Source organism: Mesorhizobium sp. 113-3-3, assembly GCF_016756495.1.
Taxonomy (GTDB): Bacteria; Pseudomonadota; Alphaproteobacteria; order Rhizobiales; family Rhizobiaceae; genus Mesorhizobium.
This window is the reverse complement of record NZ_AP023243.1, coordinates 2,601,158-2,619,670: the sequence shown is the minus strand read 5'-3', so window position 1 is coordinate 2,619,670 and position 18,513 is coordinate 2,601,158. Positions and strand designations below refer to the sequence as shown.

Here is an 18,513-nt window from a genome sequence, read left to right as displayed (position 1 = left end):
ATTGCAGCAAGGGACATGCTATGTCTGACACCTTCTTCAATCCGCATCAGCGCGCCACGGTGGAGGCCGCTATGGCCCGCATAATTCCAACCGACGACACGCCGGGCGCACGCGAAGCCGGCTGCGTGGACTTCGTTGACCGCTATCTCTCCGGTATCGGCTACATCTTCGCCAAGCCCGACGGCTCAGGCTTCGAAGTTCTCGAAGGCGCATCGGCCAAGGCGTGGATGCAGCGCATCGAAATCATGCGCGAACGCTATGTCGCCGGACTGCTCGACCTCGATGCCCGTGCCCACGAGAGATTCTCGGCCGACTTCGTCGCGCTGGCGGCACAGCAGCAGGACGATATCCTCCACGAACTGGAGCAGGCCGGCACGGGTGCGCCGACGACGCTCGCCGTCAACGACGCGCTCGCTGGCCCGGTTTCGCCCCAACCCGCGCTGCAGCAGACCTCGACAGAGGTCGACCTCGATTTCCTGCCGCTGCTGGTCACCCACACGCGCCAGGGTTTTTATGCCGACCCCATCTATGGCGGCAACAGGAACCGGATCGGCTGGGAGGTAATCGGCTTTCCTGGCCCCGCCTCGCTGAAAGATGTCCACACGGGCCGCTACACCACGCTGCAGTATTTCGCCGAAGGCGAAGCCGATAAGGTCAGGGAGTTCCACGATGGCCTATAAGACTAAACCCGCGAGAACCGACGTCGTGATCATTGGCGCCGGCGCGTCCGGCGCCGCCGCAGCAAAGGTGCTTTGCGAAGCCGGTATCAAGGTCGTGGCCCTCGAAAAGGGGCCGTGGCGGAAGAAGGAAAGCTTTGGCGGTGACGAACTCGCCAACATCAATCGCTACAATCTTTGGCCGGACCCGATCCTCAATCCGCGCACGTGGCGCGAGACCGCCTCAGACGACGCGCGTTCCGAAATGTTCTGCCCGGTGCCGCAGATGGTTGGCGGCGGCACCGTCCACTGGCAGGGTTGGTTGCCGCGCTTCACCGAGAACGATTTCCGCCTGCGCACCGTGGCCGGCGACCTGCCGGGCACCAGCCTTGCCGACTGGCCGATCACCTACCGCGAGCTCGAGCCTTACTATCTCAAAGTTGAATGGGCATTTGGCGTGTCCGGCCAGCCCGGCGCCAACAAATTCGAGTCGCACCGCTCGGGCGGCTATCCGTGTCCGCCAATGCCGATGTCGCGCTATGCACAGAAGTTCATCAAGGGCTGCAACGCGCTTGGCTGGAACGCCTTCCCGACGCCGCAGGCCGCCTTGTCGCGCCCTTTCAACGGTCGCAAGGCGACGGTGGTTAGCGCTTTTGCACAGCAGCACGGAGACCCGACCGGAACGCGCTCGTCGGCGCTCAACGTCTTCATTCCGGACGCCGTTGCAACCGGCAATTTCGAGCTGCGGCCGGACTGCGTGGTTCGCGAACTCACTCTGGACAGCCAAGGCAACATCAAGGCAGCGATCTACCAGGACGCCGATGGCGACACGATAGAGCAGGAGGCCGATCTCTTCATCCTTGCCTGCGGCGCAATGGAAACCGCACGCCTGATGCTGCTGTCGAAGTCCGGACGCTTCCCGACCGGCGTTGCCAATGGCAGCGACATGGTCGGGCGCAACGTTACCTTTCACGAATACTCGGCTGCGGTCGGGACCTATGATGATCCGGTCTATGCCTGGGCCGGCGGCGGCTATGTCAGCGCTTCGACCTTTCAACATTACGAGCACGACGCATCGCGCGGCTTCGTCTCCGGCGGGCACATTGCGGTGGCGGGCGTCGGCATCCCGCTGCCGATCAACTGGCGCATGCCGGGCACGCCATCCTGGGGCGCTGAGGCCAAGAAGAACGACCGCGACCACTTCAGCCATTCGCTGGCGATTGCCATGGTGCTGCATGACATGCCCCAGCACGACAATCGCATAGACCTCGACGAAACGGTGGTCGACGCCTGGGGGCTGCCGGTCGCGCGCGTGACACTGAAGCCGCACCAGAACGATCTCGACCAAGGACGCTACCTGATCGATCGCGGTGCCGACATTCTGGAGGCCAGTGGCGCTTTGACCATCCGCAAGGTCTATGCCGACCGCGTCACCGGCAATTGCTCGCACCAGCACGGCACGGCACGTATGGGCGATGACGGGGCAACGTCGGTGCTCAACAGATGGTGCCGGGCGCACGAAGTCGAGAACCTCTACGCAGTGGACGGATCGCCTTTCCCGACAGGCACAGGCGCCAACCCCACGCTGACCATCATGGCCAATGCCTGGCGCGTCGCCGACAAGATCATCGCCGAACGGGGCGCGGCAGCTTGATGGCCGGCGGAAGGCCTCCAAGGTCCGGCGCCAGCCACGTCCCCGATCGACCGCAGCAATGGAGAGCGCCATGAGCGGCAACCGTTTCGCTCGAAGGCGTGGCCGCATCCGTCTAGGGATGGTAGGCGGCGGAGAAGGAGCCTTCATCGGCGCGGTGCACCGCATCGCCGCCCGCCTCGACGACCGCTACGACCTGGTCGCGGGCGCGTTGTCCTCTGAACCGGCACGGGCGGCGCGGTCCGCAGCACTACTCGGCCTCGACCCGGCCCGCAGCTATGCCGATTTCACTGACATGGCGCGCAGCGAAACCGTCCGCCCCGACGGCATCGAAGCGGTTTCCATTGTCACCCCGAACCACATGCACGCGCCGGCCATCCGCGCCTTTCTGGACGCCGGCATCCATGTCATTTGTGACAAGCCGCTGACGACGACGCTGGCCGAGGCACTGTCGCTACGGGAGGCCGCGCGGGTTTCTGGGCTGGTCGTGGCGCTGACCCATACCTATACCGGTTATCCGATGCTCCGGCAGGCCCGTGCCATGGTCCGCAACGGCGACCTGGGCGAGATCCGCATCGTCCAGGTCGAATACGCGCAGGACTGGCTGGCGACGAAACTCGAGGACGGCGGCAACAAGCAGGCCGAGTGGCGCTCGGATCCAGCACGCTCGGGCGCGGGCGGCTCAATTGGCGACGTTGGCACCCATGCTTTCAATCTTGCAGGTTTCGTTACCGGGCTCGAGCCTGACGCATTATGTGCCGAGCTTACCACCTTCGTGGCGGGACGGCGGCTTGACGACAACGCCCAGATAATGCTGCGCTATGAAAACGGCGCGCGTGGCAGTCTCTGGTGCAGCCAGGTCGCCATCGGCAACGAGAATGAGGTCAGTCTTCGCGTCTATGGCTCGAAGGGATCGTTGGAATGGACGCAGCGCGACGCGAACCAGCTGGTCTGGTCATCGCTCGACCAGAACCGGCAAATCATTACCCGCAACGGCGCCGGCGCAGATGAATCAAACAGACGTGCCTCGCGCGTTCCGGCTGGCCATCCTGAAGGTTACCTTGAAGCTTTCGCCACCTTGTATCGTGAAGTCGCCGAGGCGATCGTCGCCATGCGCCCGGGCAGGTCGCTTGCGCCCGAAACGCTGTTCCCAACCGTCGACGATGGCGTCAAGGGCCTGGCTTTCATCGACGCCGCTATTCGTTCGTCGATTGCAGGAGGCGTCTGGACAAGATTGTGATGAGTGCCCTGCGCATCACGGTCAATCAGCGCCATGCTGTAAGAACGAACTGGCCTCCACCGGCTTTCAATCTTCAGAAGCCCAGATCACTATGTCCGGTTCGGGATTGGGCAGATCGTCCTGACTATGACCGACTTGAGGCGCATTGCGGTTTGGAGGCGTCGGGGCCGTAAGCGGACCGGCAGCGTTGGGACCGATCGTCAGGTAGGGGGCCTGCCAGTTTGTGGCTGCCAAGAAGCGGCGGCGCGTTCCAGCGAAAGGAACGGTAGTGCAATTGCTTGGGCCGCAACGTCGATCGCCATGCCGTCCTTGCCCCACTTCAGCACCAGCTCGGTGCCGGCCTACGCTGCACCGCGCCACAGATGGCCAAAGCCGATCATCTTGCGGTCGAGGGTGACCACGCGACGCTGATGGCATGCCGGACTTCCTTGCCATTGGACGTGCTTCGACTGGGGTACTGCGCTTCCGGGGCCCTGCCATCGATAGCCTGATACTAATCGATGCCGAGCCCAGCAAGCCGGCGACGGTCGCTGATGTTTCAAAATGCGCTGCGACGTCGCCTTGCCGACGAAACTGCCCTTTCGCGAAATGTGCCGCGAAGGAGCATGTTGTTATCTGAGGGACCAATCGCGAGGAGTCCTTGACCGGCGTTCGTGCCGGAGGACAGCGGGGCGCTCGCCTCGGATTAAGGGATATTACGATACGGGAAGTCCCCGAATTTCCTTTGTAAAGATTATTGCCGATCGTGATGCTTCTTTGAGGGTCGCAGGGCCAAGCAAAAAGGGACTCGCGTAATGCTTGAGCACCACAATTCGGAATACACTGGACAGTCACTCGCTTGGCGGGACCAGCAGCAGAGCGACGCTGGCGAGCCGGAGGCGCTTCCTTCCATCGCCCGCGTACGGAGATTTGGGCGCGAGCAGGAAATCTACAGTCAGGAAGATAGGAGCGACACCTGGTACCGCATCGTGTCTGGAGCGGCCCGAAAATATATCATACACGCCAACGGGCGCAGGCAAATCGTCGAGATCCACCTGCCGGGCGACTTCTTCGGCTTCACCCCCCACAACCGTCATCGGTTCGGGGTCCAGTCCGTAATCGACGGAACATCAATAGAGTGCTATCCGCGCCAGCGTCTCGAGGCGCTTGCCGATGCGAATCCCGCTCTAGCGCGTGAGCTTCGGATGCGCAGCTTCGAAGCAATCGAGAGGCTCCAGGAGCAGATGCTGATCGTCGGCACGATGACCGCCAAGGAAAAGGTGCGCGCCTTTCTCATCTATTTCTGCGAACGGATTTCCAAGGCCCAGAACGAAGGGGTTGCGCTTCCGATCTCGCGCTACGACATGGCGGATCTGCTTGGAATCTCCGTCGAAACGGTGTGTCGTGTTTTTACGGAGCTACAGCAGCGTGGTGCCATTTCCTTGCAAGGCCCGAGGCGGGTGAGACTGACCCGGCGCGTCGATCGGTGATCAGTTGTTCTGCTGCCGATAAAACGGTATGTTAACGCTATTCTTCGCCTCGGAACCGGGCCAGCACCAGAAGGGTCACTGCCTGCGGCCAGACTACGCACGCGCAGCCGGCGCATCATGTGAGCGGTGGACTTCGACCATACGCACGCTGATACGAGGTCTTAGGCGATCCGTTTTGGGATGGCGGTGGCAAGCGGCTGTTCGAACGTCGCGCTCGCGCGGGCTCAGCGCTGCGATCTGCGCCGAAGCCTTTCCCATCTCGCTATTTGCCAATCTTTGCATCGGCCGCTCCGCGTAGCCGCGAACAGAGCAACCCCGGTGGACCGGCGACCGTCCATCCGAAGGTTTTCCGCTTATCGCCGAAGTCCCAGGAGTCCCTCGATAGATTTGGGACAATTTTCCATAAGCAAAATGACGACCGTCAAAGCGCGCCGCGCGCTGCTGCCGGAATCTCGTTCGCTAGTTTTACTCGGCAGTCCGCCGATTGATTGGGAGACGCCGCCATGGATCCAAACGACAATGTCATCGCACAACACAAGGTCCGGGAGGTGGCAGCGGTCTTCCAGAGCCAGGAAACACTGGAAAACGCAATCGAGGCATTGCTCCAAGCCGGGTTCGACCGCGGTGATATCGACGTCATGGGCGATATCGAAACCGTTCGGAAGCGACTGGGCTCAGTTTATGTGCCGTCTGACGAAATCGCCGACGTTCCAGGAACGCCGCGGCGCGCCTATATCGCCCGCGACGATATCACGACCGCGACCGCCGGCGTCGCCGGCATTCTGTTCTATCTGGGCGCTGCAAGCGCCGCTATGAGCGTGATCGCCTCGGGGGGCAGCCTGGCGCTCGTCGCCGCTGCAGCAGTCGCAGCCGGGACCGTCGGCGCGGGATTCGGCGCGACGGCCATACACCTGCTTGGAAGGAAGCAGGCCGAAGACTTGGAACTGCAGCTTATGTCAGGCGGCATCGTCCTGTGGGTGCGCGTGCGCAACCCCGAAAGAGAGACCGAAGCACAGGACATACTGGCAAAGTTCGGTGGCGAGGGAATCCGCGTGCACGAAATTGAAATCGACAAGCGGCTGGACGACCTGCCGCTCTCGAAATTCAAACCCGACCCGTGGCTCGGCGGCGAACCGTTGGCGCACACCGAGCAAAACCGCATCCGAAACTGACGATCGTCAAGGCCGACATCCGACACGACTGGCAAGAATCTGGATGAAGGCGCGGCAGTCACGCTGGTGCCGGACGACAAATCTAGACGGAGGCTGAGATGGCAGGCAAAGTGATCGGTATCGATCTTGGAACGACCAACTCCTGCGTCGCGGTAATGGAAGGCACGCAGGCCAAGGTCATCGAGAACGCTGAAGGCGGGCGCACAACCCCCTCCGTCGTGGCGTTCACCAAGAGCGGGGAAATCCTGGTCGGTCAGCCTGCCAAGCGCCAGGCCGTGACCAATCCCGAAAATACGCTCTTCGCCATCAAGCGTCTGATCGGCCGCCGCTACGACGATCCGGTCGTGGAGAAGGACAAGAAGCTCGTCCCCTACAAGATCGTCAAGGGCGACAATGGCGACGCCTGGGTTGAGGTTGCTGGCAAGAAGTACAGTCCGGGCCAGATCAGCTCCTATGTGCTGGTGAAGATGAAGGAGACGGCAGAAGCCTATCTCGGCGAGACGGTCAGCCAGGCAGTTATCACCGTGCCGGCCTATTTCAACGACAGCCAGCGGCAGGCGACAAAGGACGCCGGGAAGATTGCGGGGCTCGACGTGCTGCGCATCATAAACGAGCCTACAGCCGCTGCCCTCGCCTACGGTCTCGAAAAGAAAAAGGCTGGAACGATCGCGGTCTACGATCTCGGCGGCGGCACCTTCGACATCTCGCTCCTCGATATCGGCGATGGCGTCTTCGAGGTCAAGGCGACCAACGGTGACACGTTTCTTGGTGGAGAGGATTTCGACAAGCGGATCGTCGACTGGCTGGCCGAGGAATTCAAGAAGGAGCAGGGCATCGATCTTCGCAACGACCGGCTTGCAGTTCAGCGCCTTCGTGAGGCCGCCGAAAAAGCCAAGATCGAGCTTTCCTCATCACTCGAAACGACCGTCAGCCTGCCCTTCATCACGGCCGACCAGAACGGACCGAAGCATCTTGAGATCAAGTTGAGGCGCGCCAAGCTGGAGGATCTGGTCGACGATCTGATCCGTCGGACGGAGAAACCCTGCAAGGACGCAATGAAGGACGCCAAGGTCAAGCCGGATAACATCGACGAGGCGATTGTCGTTGGCGGCATGACGCGCATGCCCAAGGTGCAGGAGACCGTCGCCGAAATCTTCGGCAAGGAGCCGAACAAGAGCGTCAACCCGGACGAAGTGGTCGCGATCGGCGCTGCCATCCAGGCCGGCGTGCTGCAGGGCGACGTCAAGGATGTGCTGCTGCTTGACGTGACGCCGTTGTCGCTCGGCATTGAGACGCTCGGCGGCGTGTTCACCCGGTTGATCGAGCGCAACACGACCATTCCCGCTAAAAAGAGCCAGACGTTCTCGACGGCCGAGGACAACCAGAGCGCCGTCACCATCCGCGTTTTCCAGGGCGAGCGCGAAATGGCTGCCGACAACAAGCTGCTCGGCCAATTTGACCTCGTCGGCATCCCATCGGCGCCACGCGGCGTACCGCAGATCGAGGTAACCTTTGATATCGATGCGAACGGCATCGTCAACGTCACCGCCAAGGATATGGCGACCGGCAAGGAGCAACAGATCAAGATCCAGGCGTCCGGCGGACTGTCGCAGTCGGATATCGATCGAATGGTGAAGGAAGCCGAGGCAAATGCGGAGGCCGACAAGAAAAGACGCGCCTTGGTTGAAGCACGCAACCAGGCGGATGCGCAGATTGGCACCAGCCAGAGGGCGATCGACGAGGCGAAGGACAAGGCTGCGACCGTAGACAAGACTCCCGTCGAAAAGGCTATCGGGGATCTCAAGTCGGCAATGGCCGGGGAATCGTTGGACGAGATCGAAGCAAAGACGAAGGCGCTGCAGATCGCTTCAGTGAACTTTGGCGCCAAGGTGCATGAAGCGACCGCCGGCGCGGCCTCGTCAGCGGCGCAAGAACCGTCACATGCTTCGTCCGGCGACGATGTCGTCGACGCGGAGTTCGAGGAGATCGATGACCAGGACGGACAGCGCCATGGGTGATGCGGGAGATCGGAACGCGGCCGGGACCGAGCCCACGGGAGCCAAACCCGATGCGGGTGCCCCGGCCGTTGAAGCCACGACGAGCGATCAGCCCCGGAGGCGCGTGGAAGCGGAACTCGCGGACACTACGGAAAAGCTGCTGCGTGCACTAGCCGAGCAACAGAATATCCGGCGGCAGATGCAGCGCGAGCGTGACGAAGCCGTGAGATTTGCCAGCGCGCGGCTGGCCGAAGATCTGCTCGACACGCTCGACAATTTGCGCCGTGCAATCGAGAGCGTCCCGGTGGAAGCTTCGGACCACACAGTGGTGAAGCCGCTTTTGGCCGGCGTGGAAGCGACCGAGCGCAATCTCCTGGAAACGCTTGCCCGGCATGGCGTGCAAAAGATCGACCCGTCCGGCTCGGCGTTCGACCCGCATCACCATCACGCGATTTTCCAGCGCCCCGACGCAACAGCCGCGGAAGGCACTGTCATCGAGGTGCTGCAGCCGGGTTACATGCTCCACGGGCGACTTCTACGGCCGGCGATGGTCGGCGTCGCAGTTCCCGGATAGCACAATACGTGGTCTGGCCGCACGATGAATTGGCTCTTCTGATCTCCAACGATCAAGACAGGAAGAGAAGTCGCCTAAGCGGAGATTTCTTGCAGGCAAGAAGGGTCTTCACCCGCCCTTCATCATCATAGGGCAGCGCCACCACCGCGCGATCTCCGGTAAGTCAATGCCTTCAGCTTCTGCGCGTCATTCACGACATGGCGCTTTATCCGCTGCGGCTGAACCTCCAACGCGTCGATCAAGGTGCCGAAGGCAAGGCGCAGGCCGTAGAGTTGGTCGAGCAACTCCAGCACAACGTCGACGCCTTCATCATTGATGCCCAGTTCGTTGGTGAGATCGGCTACCAGGTTGGCGCGCGCCATGTCGACGTCGCGGAACACCGGATGGCCGTCGATCACCTGCGGCGATATCCAGCCCCGGTCGATGAAAAACCGCAGCCTTTTTGTTTCGATATGAGCATGTCGGGCAAACTTTCGATAGCCGAGCATTTATACCCCCATCGCTTGCCGTGGATTGTATGACTTGCCGACCGTCCAGCCGGCAACAAATGCCTTCAGGTCAAGGTCCGGCTTTTCCGGAAGGACGATCTTTAGGGTGGCATAGACGTCACCGCGGCCGCCGTTTCGCCGGGCCACCCCCTTTCCCTTCAGGCGCAGCGTCCTCCCGCTCGACGAATTCTCGGGCACTTTCGCGACCACCGGACCGGCGGGGGTCGGTACCCTGAGCTTGCCGCCAAGCACCGCCTCGGAAAGCGAGATAGGCAGGTCGAACCGGATGTCGTCACCCTCGCGCCGGTAGAAGGGATGAGCGCGCACATGGATCTCGATAAGAGCGTCGCCGGTCTCCGCGCCGCCTTCGCCGGCGCTGCCCTTCCCTCGCATCCTGAGCCTCTGTCCGTCGCGCACTCCAGGTGGAATGCGGATGTCCAGCGTCTTGCCGTCAGGTAGCGTCACCTGGCGCGTGCCGCCGTTGACCGCGTCGAGGAAGTCGATCTCCATCGAATACTGGATGTCGGCGCCACGCGCGCGGGAACCTTGTCGCCCGCGCCGGGAGAAGAATTGCGAGAAGATATCGTCGGCGCCGAGATCCGCGAAGCCCGCGCCGTTTTCGTAAGCTCCCTGGCCTGTTCCGGCATCAGCAAAGTCCCGATAATAGCGGCGCTGGGGCTTTTCCGCACCCGTCGCGTCTATCTCGCCGCGATCGAAACGGTCGCGTTTTTCCTCATCGCGCAGAATTTCGTAGGCCGCGGATAGGTCCTTGAAATCCTGTTCCGCCTGCTTGTTACCGGGATTGAGATCAGGGTGGGACTTCTTTGCCCGACGACGATAGGCCGCCTGGATTTCCTTCTGCGAGGCATCGCGTTTGACGCCAAGGAGTTCGTAGGGATCGCCGCCACTCATTGGGATTTCCGCCGGCCCCCCCTTTTTTGCGAGCGCCCCGGAGGTGAAGGCCATCCGATTGCATCGGAACGCCAACAGGAATTAGCCGAATTCCGTCGACCTCAAACTGACGGTCATCAATGCGCTCACAGCATGTGGATACGTCATCAATAGAACATTGCTGTGTCGGCATCGAAGATCTGCCAACGCAGGCTGACATGAAGCGAATTCCTGTCCGGGCGGGTTGATCCCTCTATCCCCTCCTTAACGGCCACTGCCCGCCGCTTCCTACAGCGGCGAGCTTTTTCTTCCTGGACGCCCAATGCCACAAACCAATGAAACTGACAGCCGTCAACGCACTCACCTGCACCTGAAATATTCTAGCCGAACTGCGCCAAGCGGATTTGCTTCACGCAGACAGCCCATGAGCTCAGAACGGAGGATTGCGACATGAGACTGGATAGCGACATCAAGCATGATGTGGAAAGTGAACTCAAATGGGATCCCGACCTCGACGCCTCCGATATCGGCGTCGCAGTAAAAAGTGGCGTTGTCACGCTGAGTGGATTTGTCCGCAGCTACAGCCAGAAATACCAAGCCGAAAAGGCAACCAAGCGCGTCAAGGGCGTGCTCGGCGTTGCCAATGACATCGAGGTTCGGCTGCCTTCCGGCAACGGGCGGACCGATCCGGAGATAGCCCGCGCCGCGGTCGAGGCTATCAAGGACGAGCTTCCCTATTCCCACGAGAATATCAAGGTCGTTGTGAAGAACGGCTGGCTCACACTCGAAGGCAATGCCGAGTGGGAATACCAGCGCACTCGAGCCGAGGCGGCCGTACGAAAGATCAAGGGCGTCACGGGTATCTCGAACCTGGTGGTCCTGAAACCGCGCGTCACTCCTTCCGAGATCAAGGCCAAGATCGAGGATGCACTGGAGCGGATGGCGCAAGTCGACGCGGGTCGCGTTACCGTTTCCGCGAGCGGCGGCGAGGTGGTCCTGACCGGCACGGTGCGTTCCTGGGCGGAACGACAGGAAGCCGAGCGCGCCGCATGGCGGGCGCCCGGCGTTACCAAGGTTGAAAACCGGATCACCATTTCTCCGTGACCCGGAGAAGCCGTCGCGGGCGGCCGGACTGTACTACGGTCCGGCCGGCTCTCGACGAAGGAGAACGCAGCTTGGACCGGAAGACGAGGCAGGATCGAGGTCAGCCAGAAGCCAGGGATGTTGACTTGGTGGCGTTGGCCGGCATGGAGTCCTTCCCAGCGAGTGATCCGCCCTCGTGGGTTTCGGTGCGTCTCGGCCGGCCGGGCACACATGCAACCAAAGGAATGCCCGCAAGGTGCGCTTCCCGGAAAGCTGATTCGCCGACCAACGCCTCGGCAAGCCCTGGCCTGACGCTTGATTCCGACACGCCAAGCCGTGCTCGTCGCTGACAGGCGCGATAAGAATGAACGATGTCCTGCTCGCCCAAACCTTGATCCTCACGTGGTTTGCGGCCAAGCTAAACCCACATATGCTCTACAGTATCTCGAGCGGGCGCTTCCCGGTTGGCGGCGGGAAGGCGCGATCAAGGTTATGCAAGTCCTCGGGCATGATTCGGATATCATGCGCGGCGCGATTTTCCCGGACATGATCCAGCTTGCTCGCTTTCGCAACGGCAATGACGCCCTCTTGGCGCAGTACCCAGGCAAGCGCGATCTGCGACCGGCTCACGCCGTACCGCTCGGCGACCTTGGCGAGACGCCCGTCGTCCGCCAGGACGCCCTGTTCCACTGGCGAATAGGCCATGATCGGAATTCCGCGCTGACGACACCAAGGCAGAAGATCGTACTCGATGCCGCGCCTCATCAGGTTGTAGAGCACTTGGTTCGTCTGCGCGCTCTTTCCGTCAGCAACGCCAGCGAGTTCGACCATATCTGCAATATCAAAATTGCTGACGCCCCAATGCCGGATTTTTCCCGCAGCTTTGAGCAACTCGAAACCCGCGACCGTCTCTGCAAGTGGCGTCCCGAGACGCCAATGCAGGAGGTAAAGGTCGATCCGGTCGGTGCGCAACCGTTTCAGGCTGTTGGCGCACGCGGTCGCCACGCCGAGGCGCGAGGCATGGGTTGGCAAAACTTTGCTGACGATAAAAACTTCGTCGCGCCGTCCGGCGACGACCTCACCGACAATCTCCTCCGCGCCGCCATCGCCGTACATCTCGGCGGTGTCGATAAGCGACATGCCGAGGTCGAGGCCGAGCCTGAGCGCTGAGACTTCGTCGGCGCGACGGTTCGGCTTCTCTCCCATGCCCCAGGTCCCCTGGCCGAGAACCGGAACCTCTTCGCCGGTTTGTAATCGCGTTGTCCGGAGGATGGTCGTGGGCATGAAACCTTTTTCCCCTGCTGCGCTAGCGGATCGTTGCGATCCTATCGGACAGCCATGTCCGCAAAACTGATGGTCATCAACGCCGGGGTAGCGAAGGTCTTCTAGCGTTCACCGCGAAATGCTCCGAAGGCTGCGGAACCTGACGCAGGAACTGGTCTTCGGCAGTGCGAGAAATGGGAAGTGGAGTCGGCGATAGAGCGCTTGGCCGGCGTATGCGGCAGGGCCAATCACCGGGAGGCTCCCCTGCCTAAGCGCACCCGAGGTCACAAAGGTCGACAGTCGCATCACCAGCGAAGGCCAGCAATCTCAAGTCCGAATGGAGAGCACAATGACCATCTCATCGTACGACAATGCGAGGACTGAGGCGATGAACGACATACTCGCCAACAATTGGTGGGCTGTCGCGCTACGTGGCGTCGTCGCGATTCTTTTTGGCATCGCTGCTTTCGCGATGCCTGTTGTCACAATGCTATCGCTGGTCGTGGTCTTTGCCGCCTTCAGTTTGATCGACGGCGTCTTCGGGATCATCATGGCAGTGCGCGGGGCACGCAAGGGAGAGCATTGGGTTTGGCTGCTCCTCAACGGCATCCTTGGCATCGCAGCCTGCGCCGTGGCCATCCTATGGCCGGGCATCACAGTGCTCGCCTTCGTCTTTCTTGTCGCGGCCTGGGCGCTTGTCTCAGGTGTATTCATGCTGATTTCTGTGTTCCGGCTCAAGATCGATCATGGCCGCGTCTGGTTGGCAATCGCCGGCATCGCAAGCATACTTCTCGGATTAGTACTCACAATCTCGCCGTTTGTCGGTGCGCTGGTCCTCACCTTCTGGGTCGGAGCTCATGCTCTGGTTCTGGGCGTGACGCTGCTGATGCTGGCCTACAAATTGCGTTCCCAACGCACCTCCCGCCCTAGCAATCTGGCTGCCGCCAATGCCGCTTAGAGCAATCTTCGAAGGAGCGAACCATGCCATCAATCCTAGCACCTGCAACGAAGGCACCAGACTTCAATCTTCATGTGACGCCCGACCAGACCCTATCGCTGTCAGAATTCGCGGGCAGGCGCGTGATCCTGGCGTTCTATCCGGCCGACTGGAGCCCAGTCTGCGGCGATCAGATGACGCTTTACAACCACGTGCTTTCCGAATTCCGCAAAAGGGGTGCCGAGTTAGTGGGGATCTCCGTGGACGGAGCATGGTGCCACCAAGCCTTCGCAAGAGACCGAAACATCCATTTTCCTTTGCTGGCGGATTTCCATCCCAAGGGAGAAATCTCACGCGCCTATGGAGTCTATCGCGACGAGGTCGGTGAGAGCGCCCGCGCACTTTTTATCGTCGACGAAAAGGGCGCCATCGCCTGGAGTTATCTCTCGCCGATCGCAGTCAATCCCGGGGCTGACGGCATTTTGGACGCCCTGGATCAAATGCCAAGTCTGGAGAAGAAAAATGTCGACCCTAAGAGCGCCCGTCAATCAGCGTGACCACGCGCGCGGCGCGCAGAATGCCATCGTTACCCTTGTGGAATATGGCGACTATCAATGCCCTCATTGCGCTGCCGCCAATCCGGTGATGCATTTCCTGGAGGGCCGGTACGGCCAGGCGCTGCGCATTGTCTTCCGGCACTTTCCCCTGGCGGAAATTCATCCTGTCGCTCCGATCGCGGCGGAAGCCGCGGAATATGCCGCCGATCATGGTCTGTTCTGGGAAATGCACGACGCCATTTTTGCAAACCAGCATCAGCTCAGCGTCCGGTTCCTGTTCACCTTGGCCGGGTCCCTGAAACTGCCGCAAATGGGGCTTCGAGATTCGATTGCACGGTCGCTCCACCGCGACAAAATACAGGCCGACTTTATCGGCGGCGTCCGCAGCGGCGTCAACGGGACCCCGACCTTCTTTGTCAACGGGTTGCGCTACAATGGCGGCTACAGCGCACCAGAACTCTCGGCATCGATCCAGACTGTGATGGATGCTCTTGCCCCGGTGCGTTGATCGGAAACATATGGCGCGAAACTGATGGGCGTCAACGCGCCGAGACCAACGGCAATCGACGATCACGGAGCTTGCGAGGCCGAGCAACCCAAATCATCTGCGAAGATTCCAACAGGAGACCACAATGACAAAGTTTGCGCTGTACGTTCCGATTGTAGCCAAGCCCGGCAAGGAGGAAGAGGTTGCGAACTTCCTGCGATCGGCGGTTCCGCTGGTCAACGCCGAACCAGGCACCATCTCATGGTATGCCATCCAGGGAGGACCTGCCTCTTTCGCCATATTCGATACATTCGACGACGAAGCCGGACGTGACGCGCATCTCAACGGAAAGGTTGCGGCCGCATTGATGGAGAAGATCAAGGCAGGCGACATGTTCGCAGAGCCACCCGAAATTCATAAATTGGTTATCATCGCTGACAAGCCGGCGAAGTGAAGATTCTGCGGCGACTCCCCTGGTGCCTTGACCAGCAAGGAAGTCGCGAAACTGATAGGCGTCAAGGCGCAAAAACCACCTTCAATTGATGATCACCGAGCCTGCGAAGCTGAGGTGAAGGGCACGTCGCCTCGATCCCCAGCGTCGCTTCCCCAAGCTCAGAGAGATCCGTCATGAACAAGAAAAGCGCCTCCGACAAGTATTTCAGCCTTCACCTTGTGCTTGCGGTCGGCGCAAGCACGCTCCTCACCAGCGCCATCTTCCTACCCTCAGCGACACGGCCGGCGTTCTCACAGAACGTCGTTGTGTTGGACGTCGATGTAAAGGCTGTGGCGAAAGGTTACCGCGCCTCCGAACTCGTCGGCGCCAAGGTCCAAAACCAGAAAGGCGAGAAGATCGGCAAGATCGACGACCTCATCGTCGATCGCGAGAAGGTGCTGTTTGCCGTCCTCCAGGTCGGCGGCTTCCTCGGTCTCGGCGGCTACCTCGTCGCCATCCCCTACAACGCCTTGGATATCAGCTCCGATGGCTCGAATATCGTGCTCGCCCAAGGAAGCAAGGAAGAACTCCAGAAGATGCCGGAGTTCAAATACCAACAAAAATAACCGCCGTAATCACCCTCCTCCACGCCCTGCTATCGCAGCAGGGCGTGTTAGTTCGGCAGGTCACTTTCGGGGAATGCGGGGACTGAGGCGCGGTCTCATAACATTCGGCACGGCGCGTATCCCGAGCCCGGCTTCGATCGATTCTCTCCACATTCGACCGCGCATGATAGCATCCGTAAATGATGACATCCTGAATGATCTAAGTTAGGATAGGCAAGCCGCGCGAGATGTGACTTATCGCTCAGGTCGCGGCGTTAGGTGGATTAAGTGCAAGCCGAGCATGCGAGGCAGTCGGCGAAGCAGCGCACCACGACGGTTGGCCGCAGCTCAAACCTAACGTCCGTTCCATGATCTCCGCGGAGGAATTGCGGCGGCGTCCGTCGCGCGCGTCCAATTACGCTGCAGAGAACCAAGCTCTGATCACTTTGGCGCATGAATTGGCGAGCTCGCCCGAAGGCATCTTGCGGAAGCTCGCCGATACCGCTTTAGGCCTATGTCGCGCGCACTCCGCCGGGCTCAGCATCCTGGAAGAAGGTGACGGGAAGAGTAATTTTCATTGGCGCGCCATCGCCGGGCAGTGGGCTCCTCACTTAAACGGTGGAACACCGCGCAACTTTGGTCCATGCGGCACGGTCCTTGACCAGGGCGTCGCCATGATATGCTCTCATCCCGAAGTCGATTTCCCCTATTGGGAACCCATCAGGCCTGTTCTTGAGGAAGGACTTCTGATTCCCTTCTACATCAAGGCTGAAGCAGTCGGCACAATCTGGGTCGTCGCGCATGACACCAGTCGCCGCTTCGATGCGGAAGACTTGCGCGTGATGACCAGCTTGAGTGCCTTCGCAGCGACCGCCTATCAGACTTGGCTCAATCTGAACGCGGTGCAGCGGGTCGCCTCCATCGTCGAGTCCGGTCACGACGCAATCTTCGGCGAAGACTTGAATGGCATGATAATCAGTTGGAACAAGGGCGCGGGCCGAATGTTCGGCTACATGGCCGAGGAAGTTATCGGCAAGCCGGTCGCGATCCTATTTCCGGCAGATCAGCCAACCGATGAAGTGGCAAATCTCAAACGTCTCCCATACGGCGACGGCATCGAGAATTTTGAAACGGTTCGGCAAGACAAGAACGGGGGCCGGGTCGATGTTTCGTCGACGATTTCCCCGATAATTGATCCGAACGGCAGGATCATTGGGGCGTCAAGCATTTGCCGCGACATTTCCGAGCGCAAGCGTATCGAGATGCGCCAACAGCTTTTGCTCGCCGAGCTCGACCACCGCGTAAAGAACATCCTCGCTCAAGTTGCAGCTGTCGCAAAGTCATCGCACCAAGGAAGCCTTACCGCTGACACCTTCCTTCAATCGCTCGATGGGCGCATCCAATGTATGGCAGCCGCGCATACGCTGCTGAGCCAAGGCGGTTGGAAGGGGGTCGGCCTTGATGTGTTGGTTCGCAACCAGCTTGCGCCATACGTGAACGGCACGAATATTATCATCAGTGGACCGGATATCATCCTGGGCGCGGCCGAAACTCAGGCCGTGGCAAGGGTGCTTCACGAGCTCGCGACCAATGCCGCGAAGTATGGAGCTCTGTCGGTGCCGAATGGCCGGGTCTCGGCCACATGGAACCGCGGGTCGAACGGTGATGCGGCGAACTTGGAATTCGTATGGCGCGAGTTGGATGGCCCAACTGTGGTAGTTGGAAAGCGGGTCGGATACGGCACCGATCTCATCCGCAATCTGATCCCCTTCGAGCTCGGAGGCGAGGTAGATCTGGCGTTCGGAACAGATGGCGTAAGCTGCAGAATTGAGTGTTCGGTCGATGGCACCAATCGCTAACCGAGGACATTCTCAAAAATAGCGAGCCGCGTGTTGCCCATGACTTCGTTGGATGCTGATGGATTGCCTGAAGCAGGCACCTTGGGCCTAAGTGGCTTGTGTGTCCTCATCGTCGAAGATTCGTGGGATGTCGGCATAAGCTTGAAGAGGCTCCTTCAGGCTTACGGGGCGGAAACGATCGGACCAGCGGCCACTGTTGCCGAGGGTCTGCGTTTGATTTCCGAGCACGCCATCGATGCTGCGTTGGTGGACATCAATCTACGAAATGGTGAGCAGTCCTATGCCCTCATCGATCGGCTGCACGATACAGGCATTCACACTGTAGTATTAACAGGCTACGCCGACGCACCGCTAGCGCGCGGAAAGGTAGCGGCGATCTTGCAGAAGCCGATAGCAGATGAACCTCTTGTTAGGAGCCTGCGCCGCCCATAGCACGCCGTCCCACCTGGCCGGGCTCCCAGGAAGAACCCGATCGAGGACTCAAGAGGCGGAGCTATTCACGCTGCGCGGCGATGACACTTATCTTGGTTCTCAGTGCAGATACTTCCGGTCAGCCCCCGACTGAACGACGAGGGATCTGTAAAGCAAGGCAAAGCCCTGCATCACACGCAAGTAATCCGGATGTTGAGAGGCGAAGCCATGCGCCATCTGCATAAGCTCTGGATTGGAGCGCTCCAGGTCTTCGACGGTCCGCATTGTGAACCGTTCGGAGCCCTCTTCGTCGATTTCGCGCACGAGCGAATCGCGCGTTTTCGCCGTCACGCGGGGCAATGGATGCAAGATTTGCTTCTGGTTTGTGTCGGACGACGCCGAAACCATGAGCTGATAGAACATGCCAAAGCCAACCATGACTTTCGGGCCGTTGTCGACATCGGCAGCGCACTTGCGCGCCATGTCAAGGAGCTCCGGGTTCTCGCGCGTCAGGCACTCGGTGATTTCCGCCAGGCATGCCTCCGGCCCGAGATCATCAAATTGCCTTGATACAAACTCTCGGGTCCATTCGGTCACACGAGGAAGAGAGCTCATCGGCAGCGTTTCCTTCTGGGACGATTTGGTTTTGAACGGAAACATAGTTGGTGCTGGGTGCGAAAGCAAAATTAAGGATTTGTAACAGGAAAGGCCCCGAAGGCGGTCCCGACAACACGCCCCGG

General features: G+C 60.4%; 19 protein-coding genes. 15 read left to right on the top strand and 4 right to left on the bottom strand.

The features are described from left to right. Positions 1-20 precede the first annotated feature (20 nt). The 7 genes from JG746_RS12735 (at position 21) to JG746_RS12705 (ending at position 8,759) form a co-directional block, all read left to right on the top strand. A complete protein-coding gene (locus JG746_RS12735) occupies positions 21-680 on the top strand; it encodes a gluconate 2-dehydrogenase subunit 3 family protein (protein ID WP_202358447.1) in 660 nt (219 codons plus the stop codon). Further along, positions 670-2,310 carry a GMC family oxidoreductase gene (locus JG746_RS12730; RefSeq protein ID WP_202358446.1) on the top strand — a complete coding sequence of 547 codons (1,641 nt, stop codon included), beginning with the start codon at positions 670-672 and terminating at the stop codon, positions 2,308-2,310. Before JG746_RS12735 ends, JG746_RS12730 begins: the two co-directional genes overlap by 11 nt. Before the next feature lie 70 nt (positions 2,311-2,380). Beyond that, positions 2,381-3,547, top strand: a complete 1,167-nt coding sequence (locus JG746_RS12725) for a Gfo/Idh/MocA family protein (protein WP_244730764.1) — start codon at positions 2,381-2,383, stop codon at positions 3,545-3,547. A gap of 794 nt (positions 3,548-4,341) precedes the next feature. Then, entirely contained in the window at positions 4,342-5,016 is a 675-nt protein-coding gene (locus JG746_RS12720; RefSeq protein ID WP_202358444.1) for a helix-turn-helix domain-containing protein, read from the top strand. A gap of 503 nt (positions 5,017-5,519) precedes the next feature. Continuing rightward, the gene (locus JG746_RS12715) at positions 5,520-6,188 is read left to right on the top strand and encodes a hypothetical protein (protein ID WP_202358443.1); all 669 of its coding nucleotides are present in this window, start codon (positions 5,520-5,522) and stop codon (positions 6,186-6,188) included. Positions 6,189-6,286: 98 nt separating this feature from the next. Then, positions 6,287-8,206, top strand: a complete 1,920-nt coding sequence (gene dnaK, locus JG746_RS12710) for a molecular chaperone DnaK (protein WP_202358442.1) — start codon at positions 6,287-6,289, stop codon at positions 8,204-8,206. Then, a complete protein-coding gene (locus JG746_RS12705) occupies positions 8,178-8,759 on the top strand; it encodes a nucleotide exchange factor GrpE (RefSeq protein ID WP_240565186.1) in 582 nt (193 codons plus the stop codon). Before dnaK ends, JG746_RS12705 begins: the two co-directional genes overlap by 29 nt. 125 nt (positions 8,760-8,884) lie before the next feature. On the opposite strand, the gene JG746_RS12700 is transcribed toward JG746_RS12705, so the two are convergent. After that, complete coding sequence (locus JG746_RS12700; protein WP_202358441.1) at positions 8,885-9,247, bottom strand: chaperone modulator CbpM; 363 nt, start codon at positions 9,245-9,247, stop codon at positions 8,885-8,887. Next, complete coding sequence (locus JG746_RS12695) at positions 9,248-10,159, bottom strand: DnaJ C-terminal domain-containing protein (protein WP_202359335.1); 912 nt, start codon at positions 10,157-10,159, stop codon at positions 9,248-9,250. It abuts the gene before it with no gap. 429 nt (positions 10,160-10,588) lie between these two features. Here JG746_RS12695 and JG746_RS12690 point away from each other — a divergent pair, with 429 nt between their 5' ends. Then, positions 10,589-11,242 carry a BON domain-containing protein gene (locus tag JG746_RS12690; RefSeq protein WP_202358440.1) on the top strand — a complete coding sequence of 218 codons (654 nt, stop codon included), beginning with the start codon at positions 10,589-10,591 and terminating at the stop codon, positions 11,240-11,242. A 414-nt stretch (positions 11,243-11,656) separates the two neighbouring features. Here the strand turns inward: JG746_RS12690 and JG746_RS12685 are convergent, their stop codons facing one another. Continuing rightward, complete coding sequence (locus JG746_RS12685; protein ID WP_202358439.1) at positions 11,657-12,505, bottom strand: aldo/keto reductase; 849 nt, start codon at positions 12,503-12,505, stop codon at positions 11,657-11,659. 328 nt (positions 12,506-12,833) lie between these two features. Between JG746_RS12685 and JG746_RS12680 the strand changes: the two genes are divergently transcribed. The 7 genes from JG746_RS12680 to JG746_RS12650 all read left to right on the top strand — a co-directional run bounded on the left by JG746_RS12680 (position 12,834) and on the right by JG746_RS12650 (position 17,794). Beyond that, positions 12,834-13,442: an HdeD family acid-resistance protein gene (locus JG746_RS12680; RefSeq protein WP_202358438.1), complete on the top strand. Its 609-nt coding sequence runs from the start codon at positions 12,834-12,836 to the stop codon at positions 13,440-13,442. A 23-nt stretch (positions 13,443-13,465) separates the two neighbouring features. Beyond that, positions 13,466-13,978, top strand: a complete 513-nt coding sequence (locus JG746_RS12675) for a redoxin domain-containing protein (RefSeq protein ID WP_202358437.1) — start codon at positions 13,466-13,468, stop codon at positions 13,976-13,978. Continuing rightward, complete coding sequence (locus JG746_RS12670) at positions 13,944-14,486, top strand: DsbA family protein (protein WP_202358436.1); 543 nt, start codon at positions 13,944-13,946, stop codon at positions 14,484-14,486. Before JG746_RS12675 ends, JG746_RS12670 begins: the two co-directional genes overlap by 35 nt. 124 nt (positions 14,487-14,610) lie before the next feature. Continuing rightward, positions 14,611-14,919 carry a putative quinol monooxygenase gene (locus JG746_RS12665; RefSeq protein ID WP_202358435.1) on the top strand — a complete coding sequence of 103 codons (309 nt, stop codon included), beginning with the start codon at positions 14,611-14,613 and terminating at the stop codon, positions 14,917-14,919. A 173-nt stretch (positions 14,920-15,092) separates the two neighbouring features. After that, complete coding sequence (locus tag JG746_RS12660) at positions 15,093-15,524, top strand: PRC-barrel domain containing protein (RefSeq protein ID WP_202358434.1); 432 nt, start codon at positions 15,093-15,095, stop codon at positions 15,522-15,524. 347 nt (positions 15,525-15,871) lie between these two features. Beyond that, entirely contained in the window at positions 15,872-17,362 is a 1,491-nt protein-coding gene (locus JG746_RS12655) for a PAS domain S-box protein (RefSeq protein ID WP_202358433.1), read from the top strand. Positions 17,363-17,401: 39 nt separating this feature from the next. Beyond that, positions 17,402-17,794, top strand: a complete 393-nt coding sequence (locus JG746_RS12650) for a response regulator (RefSeq protein ID WP_202358432.1) — start codon at positions 17,402-17,404, stop codon at positions 17,792-17,794. Between the two features lie 99 nt (positions 17,795-17,893). Here JG746_RS12650 and JG746_RS12645 read toward each other — a convergent pair whose 3' ends face one another. Continuing rightward, positions 17,894-18,388 carry a hypothetical protein gene (locus JG746_RS12645; protein ID WP_202358431.1) on the bottom strand — a complete coding sequence of 165 codons (495 nt, stop codon included), beginning with the start codon at positions 18,386-18,388 and terminating at the stop codon, positions 17,894-17,896. Between the last annotated feature and the right edge of the window lie 125 nt (positions 18,389-18,513).

Coding starts and splice junctions, on each gene's coding strand:
- JG746_RS12735 (WP_202358447.1), top strand. CDS start 21: ATGTCTGACACCTTCTTCAATCCGCATCAGCGCGCCACGGTGGAGGCC.
- JG746_RS12730 (WP_202358446.1), top strand. CDS start 670: ATGGCCTATAAGACTAAACCCGCGAGAACCGACGTCGTGATCATTGGC.
- JG746_RS12725 (WP_244730764.1), top strand. CDS start 2,381: ATGAGCGGCAACCGTTTCGCTCGAAGGCGTGGCCGCATCCGTCTAGGG.
- JG746_RS12720 (WP_202358444.1), top strand. CDS start 4,342: ATGCTTGAGCACCACAATTCGGAATACACTGGACAGTCACTCGCTTGG.
- JG746_RS12715 (WP_202358443.1), top strand. CDS start 5,520: ATGGATCCAAACGACAATGTCATCGCACAACACAAGGTCCGGGAGGTG.
- dnaK (WP_202358442.1), top strand. CDS start 6,287: ATGGCAGGCAAAGTGATCGGTATCGATCTTGGAACGACCAACTCCTGC.
- JG746_RS12705 (WP_240565186.1), top strand. CDS start 8,178: ATGACCAGGACGGACAGCGCCATGGGTGATGCGGGAGATCGGAACGCG.
- JG746_RS12700 (WP_202358441.1), bottom strand. CDS start 9,247: ATGCTCGGCTATCGAAAGTTTGCCCGACATGCTCATATCGAAACAAAA.
- JG746_RS12695 (WP_202359335.1), bottom strand. CDS start 10,159: ATGAGTGGCGGCGATCCCTACGAACTCCTTGGCGTCAAACGCGATGCC.
- JG746_RS12690 (WP_202358440.1), top strand. CDS start 10,589: ATGAGACTGGATAGCGACATCAAGCATGATGTGGAAAGTGAACTCAAA.
- JG746_RS12685 (WP_202358439.1), bottom strand. CDS start 12,505: ATGCCCACGACCATCCTCCGGACAACGCGATTACAAACCGGCGAAGAG.
- JG746_RS12680 (WP_202358438.1), top strand. CDS start 12,834: ATGACCATCTCATCGTACGACAATGCGAGGACTGAGGCGATGAACGAC.
- JG746_RS12675 (WP_202358437.1), top strand. CDS start 13,466: ATGCCATCAATCCTAGCACCTGCAACGAAGGCACCAGACTTCAATCTT.
- JG746_RS12670 (WP_202358436.1), top strand. CDS start 13,944: ATGTCGACCCTAAGAGCGCCCGTCAATCAGCGTGACCACGCGCGCGGC.
- JG746_RS12665 (WP_202358435.1), top strand. CDS start 14,611: ATGACAAAGTTTGCGCTGTACGTTCCGATTGTAGCCAAGCCCGGCAAG.
- JG746_RS12660 (WP_202358434.1), top strand. CDS start 15,093: ATGAACAAGAAAAGCGCCTCCGACAAGTATTTCAGCCTTCACCTTGTG.
- JG746_RS12655 (WP_202358433.1), top strand. CDS start 15,872: ATGATCTCCGCGGAGGAATTGCGGCGGCGTCCGTCGCGCGCGTCCAAT.
- JG746_RS12650 (WP_202358432.1), top strand. CDS start 17,402: ATGACTTCGTTGGATGCTGATGGATTGCCTGAAGCAGGCACCTTGGGC.
- JG746_RS12645 (WP_202358431.1), bottom strand. CDS start 18,388: ATGAGCTCTCTTCCTCGTGTGACCGAATGGACCCGAGAGTTTGTATCA.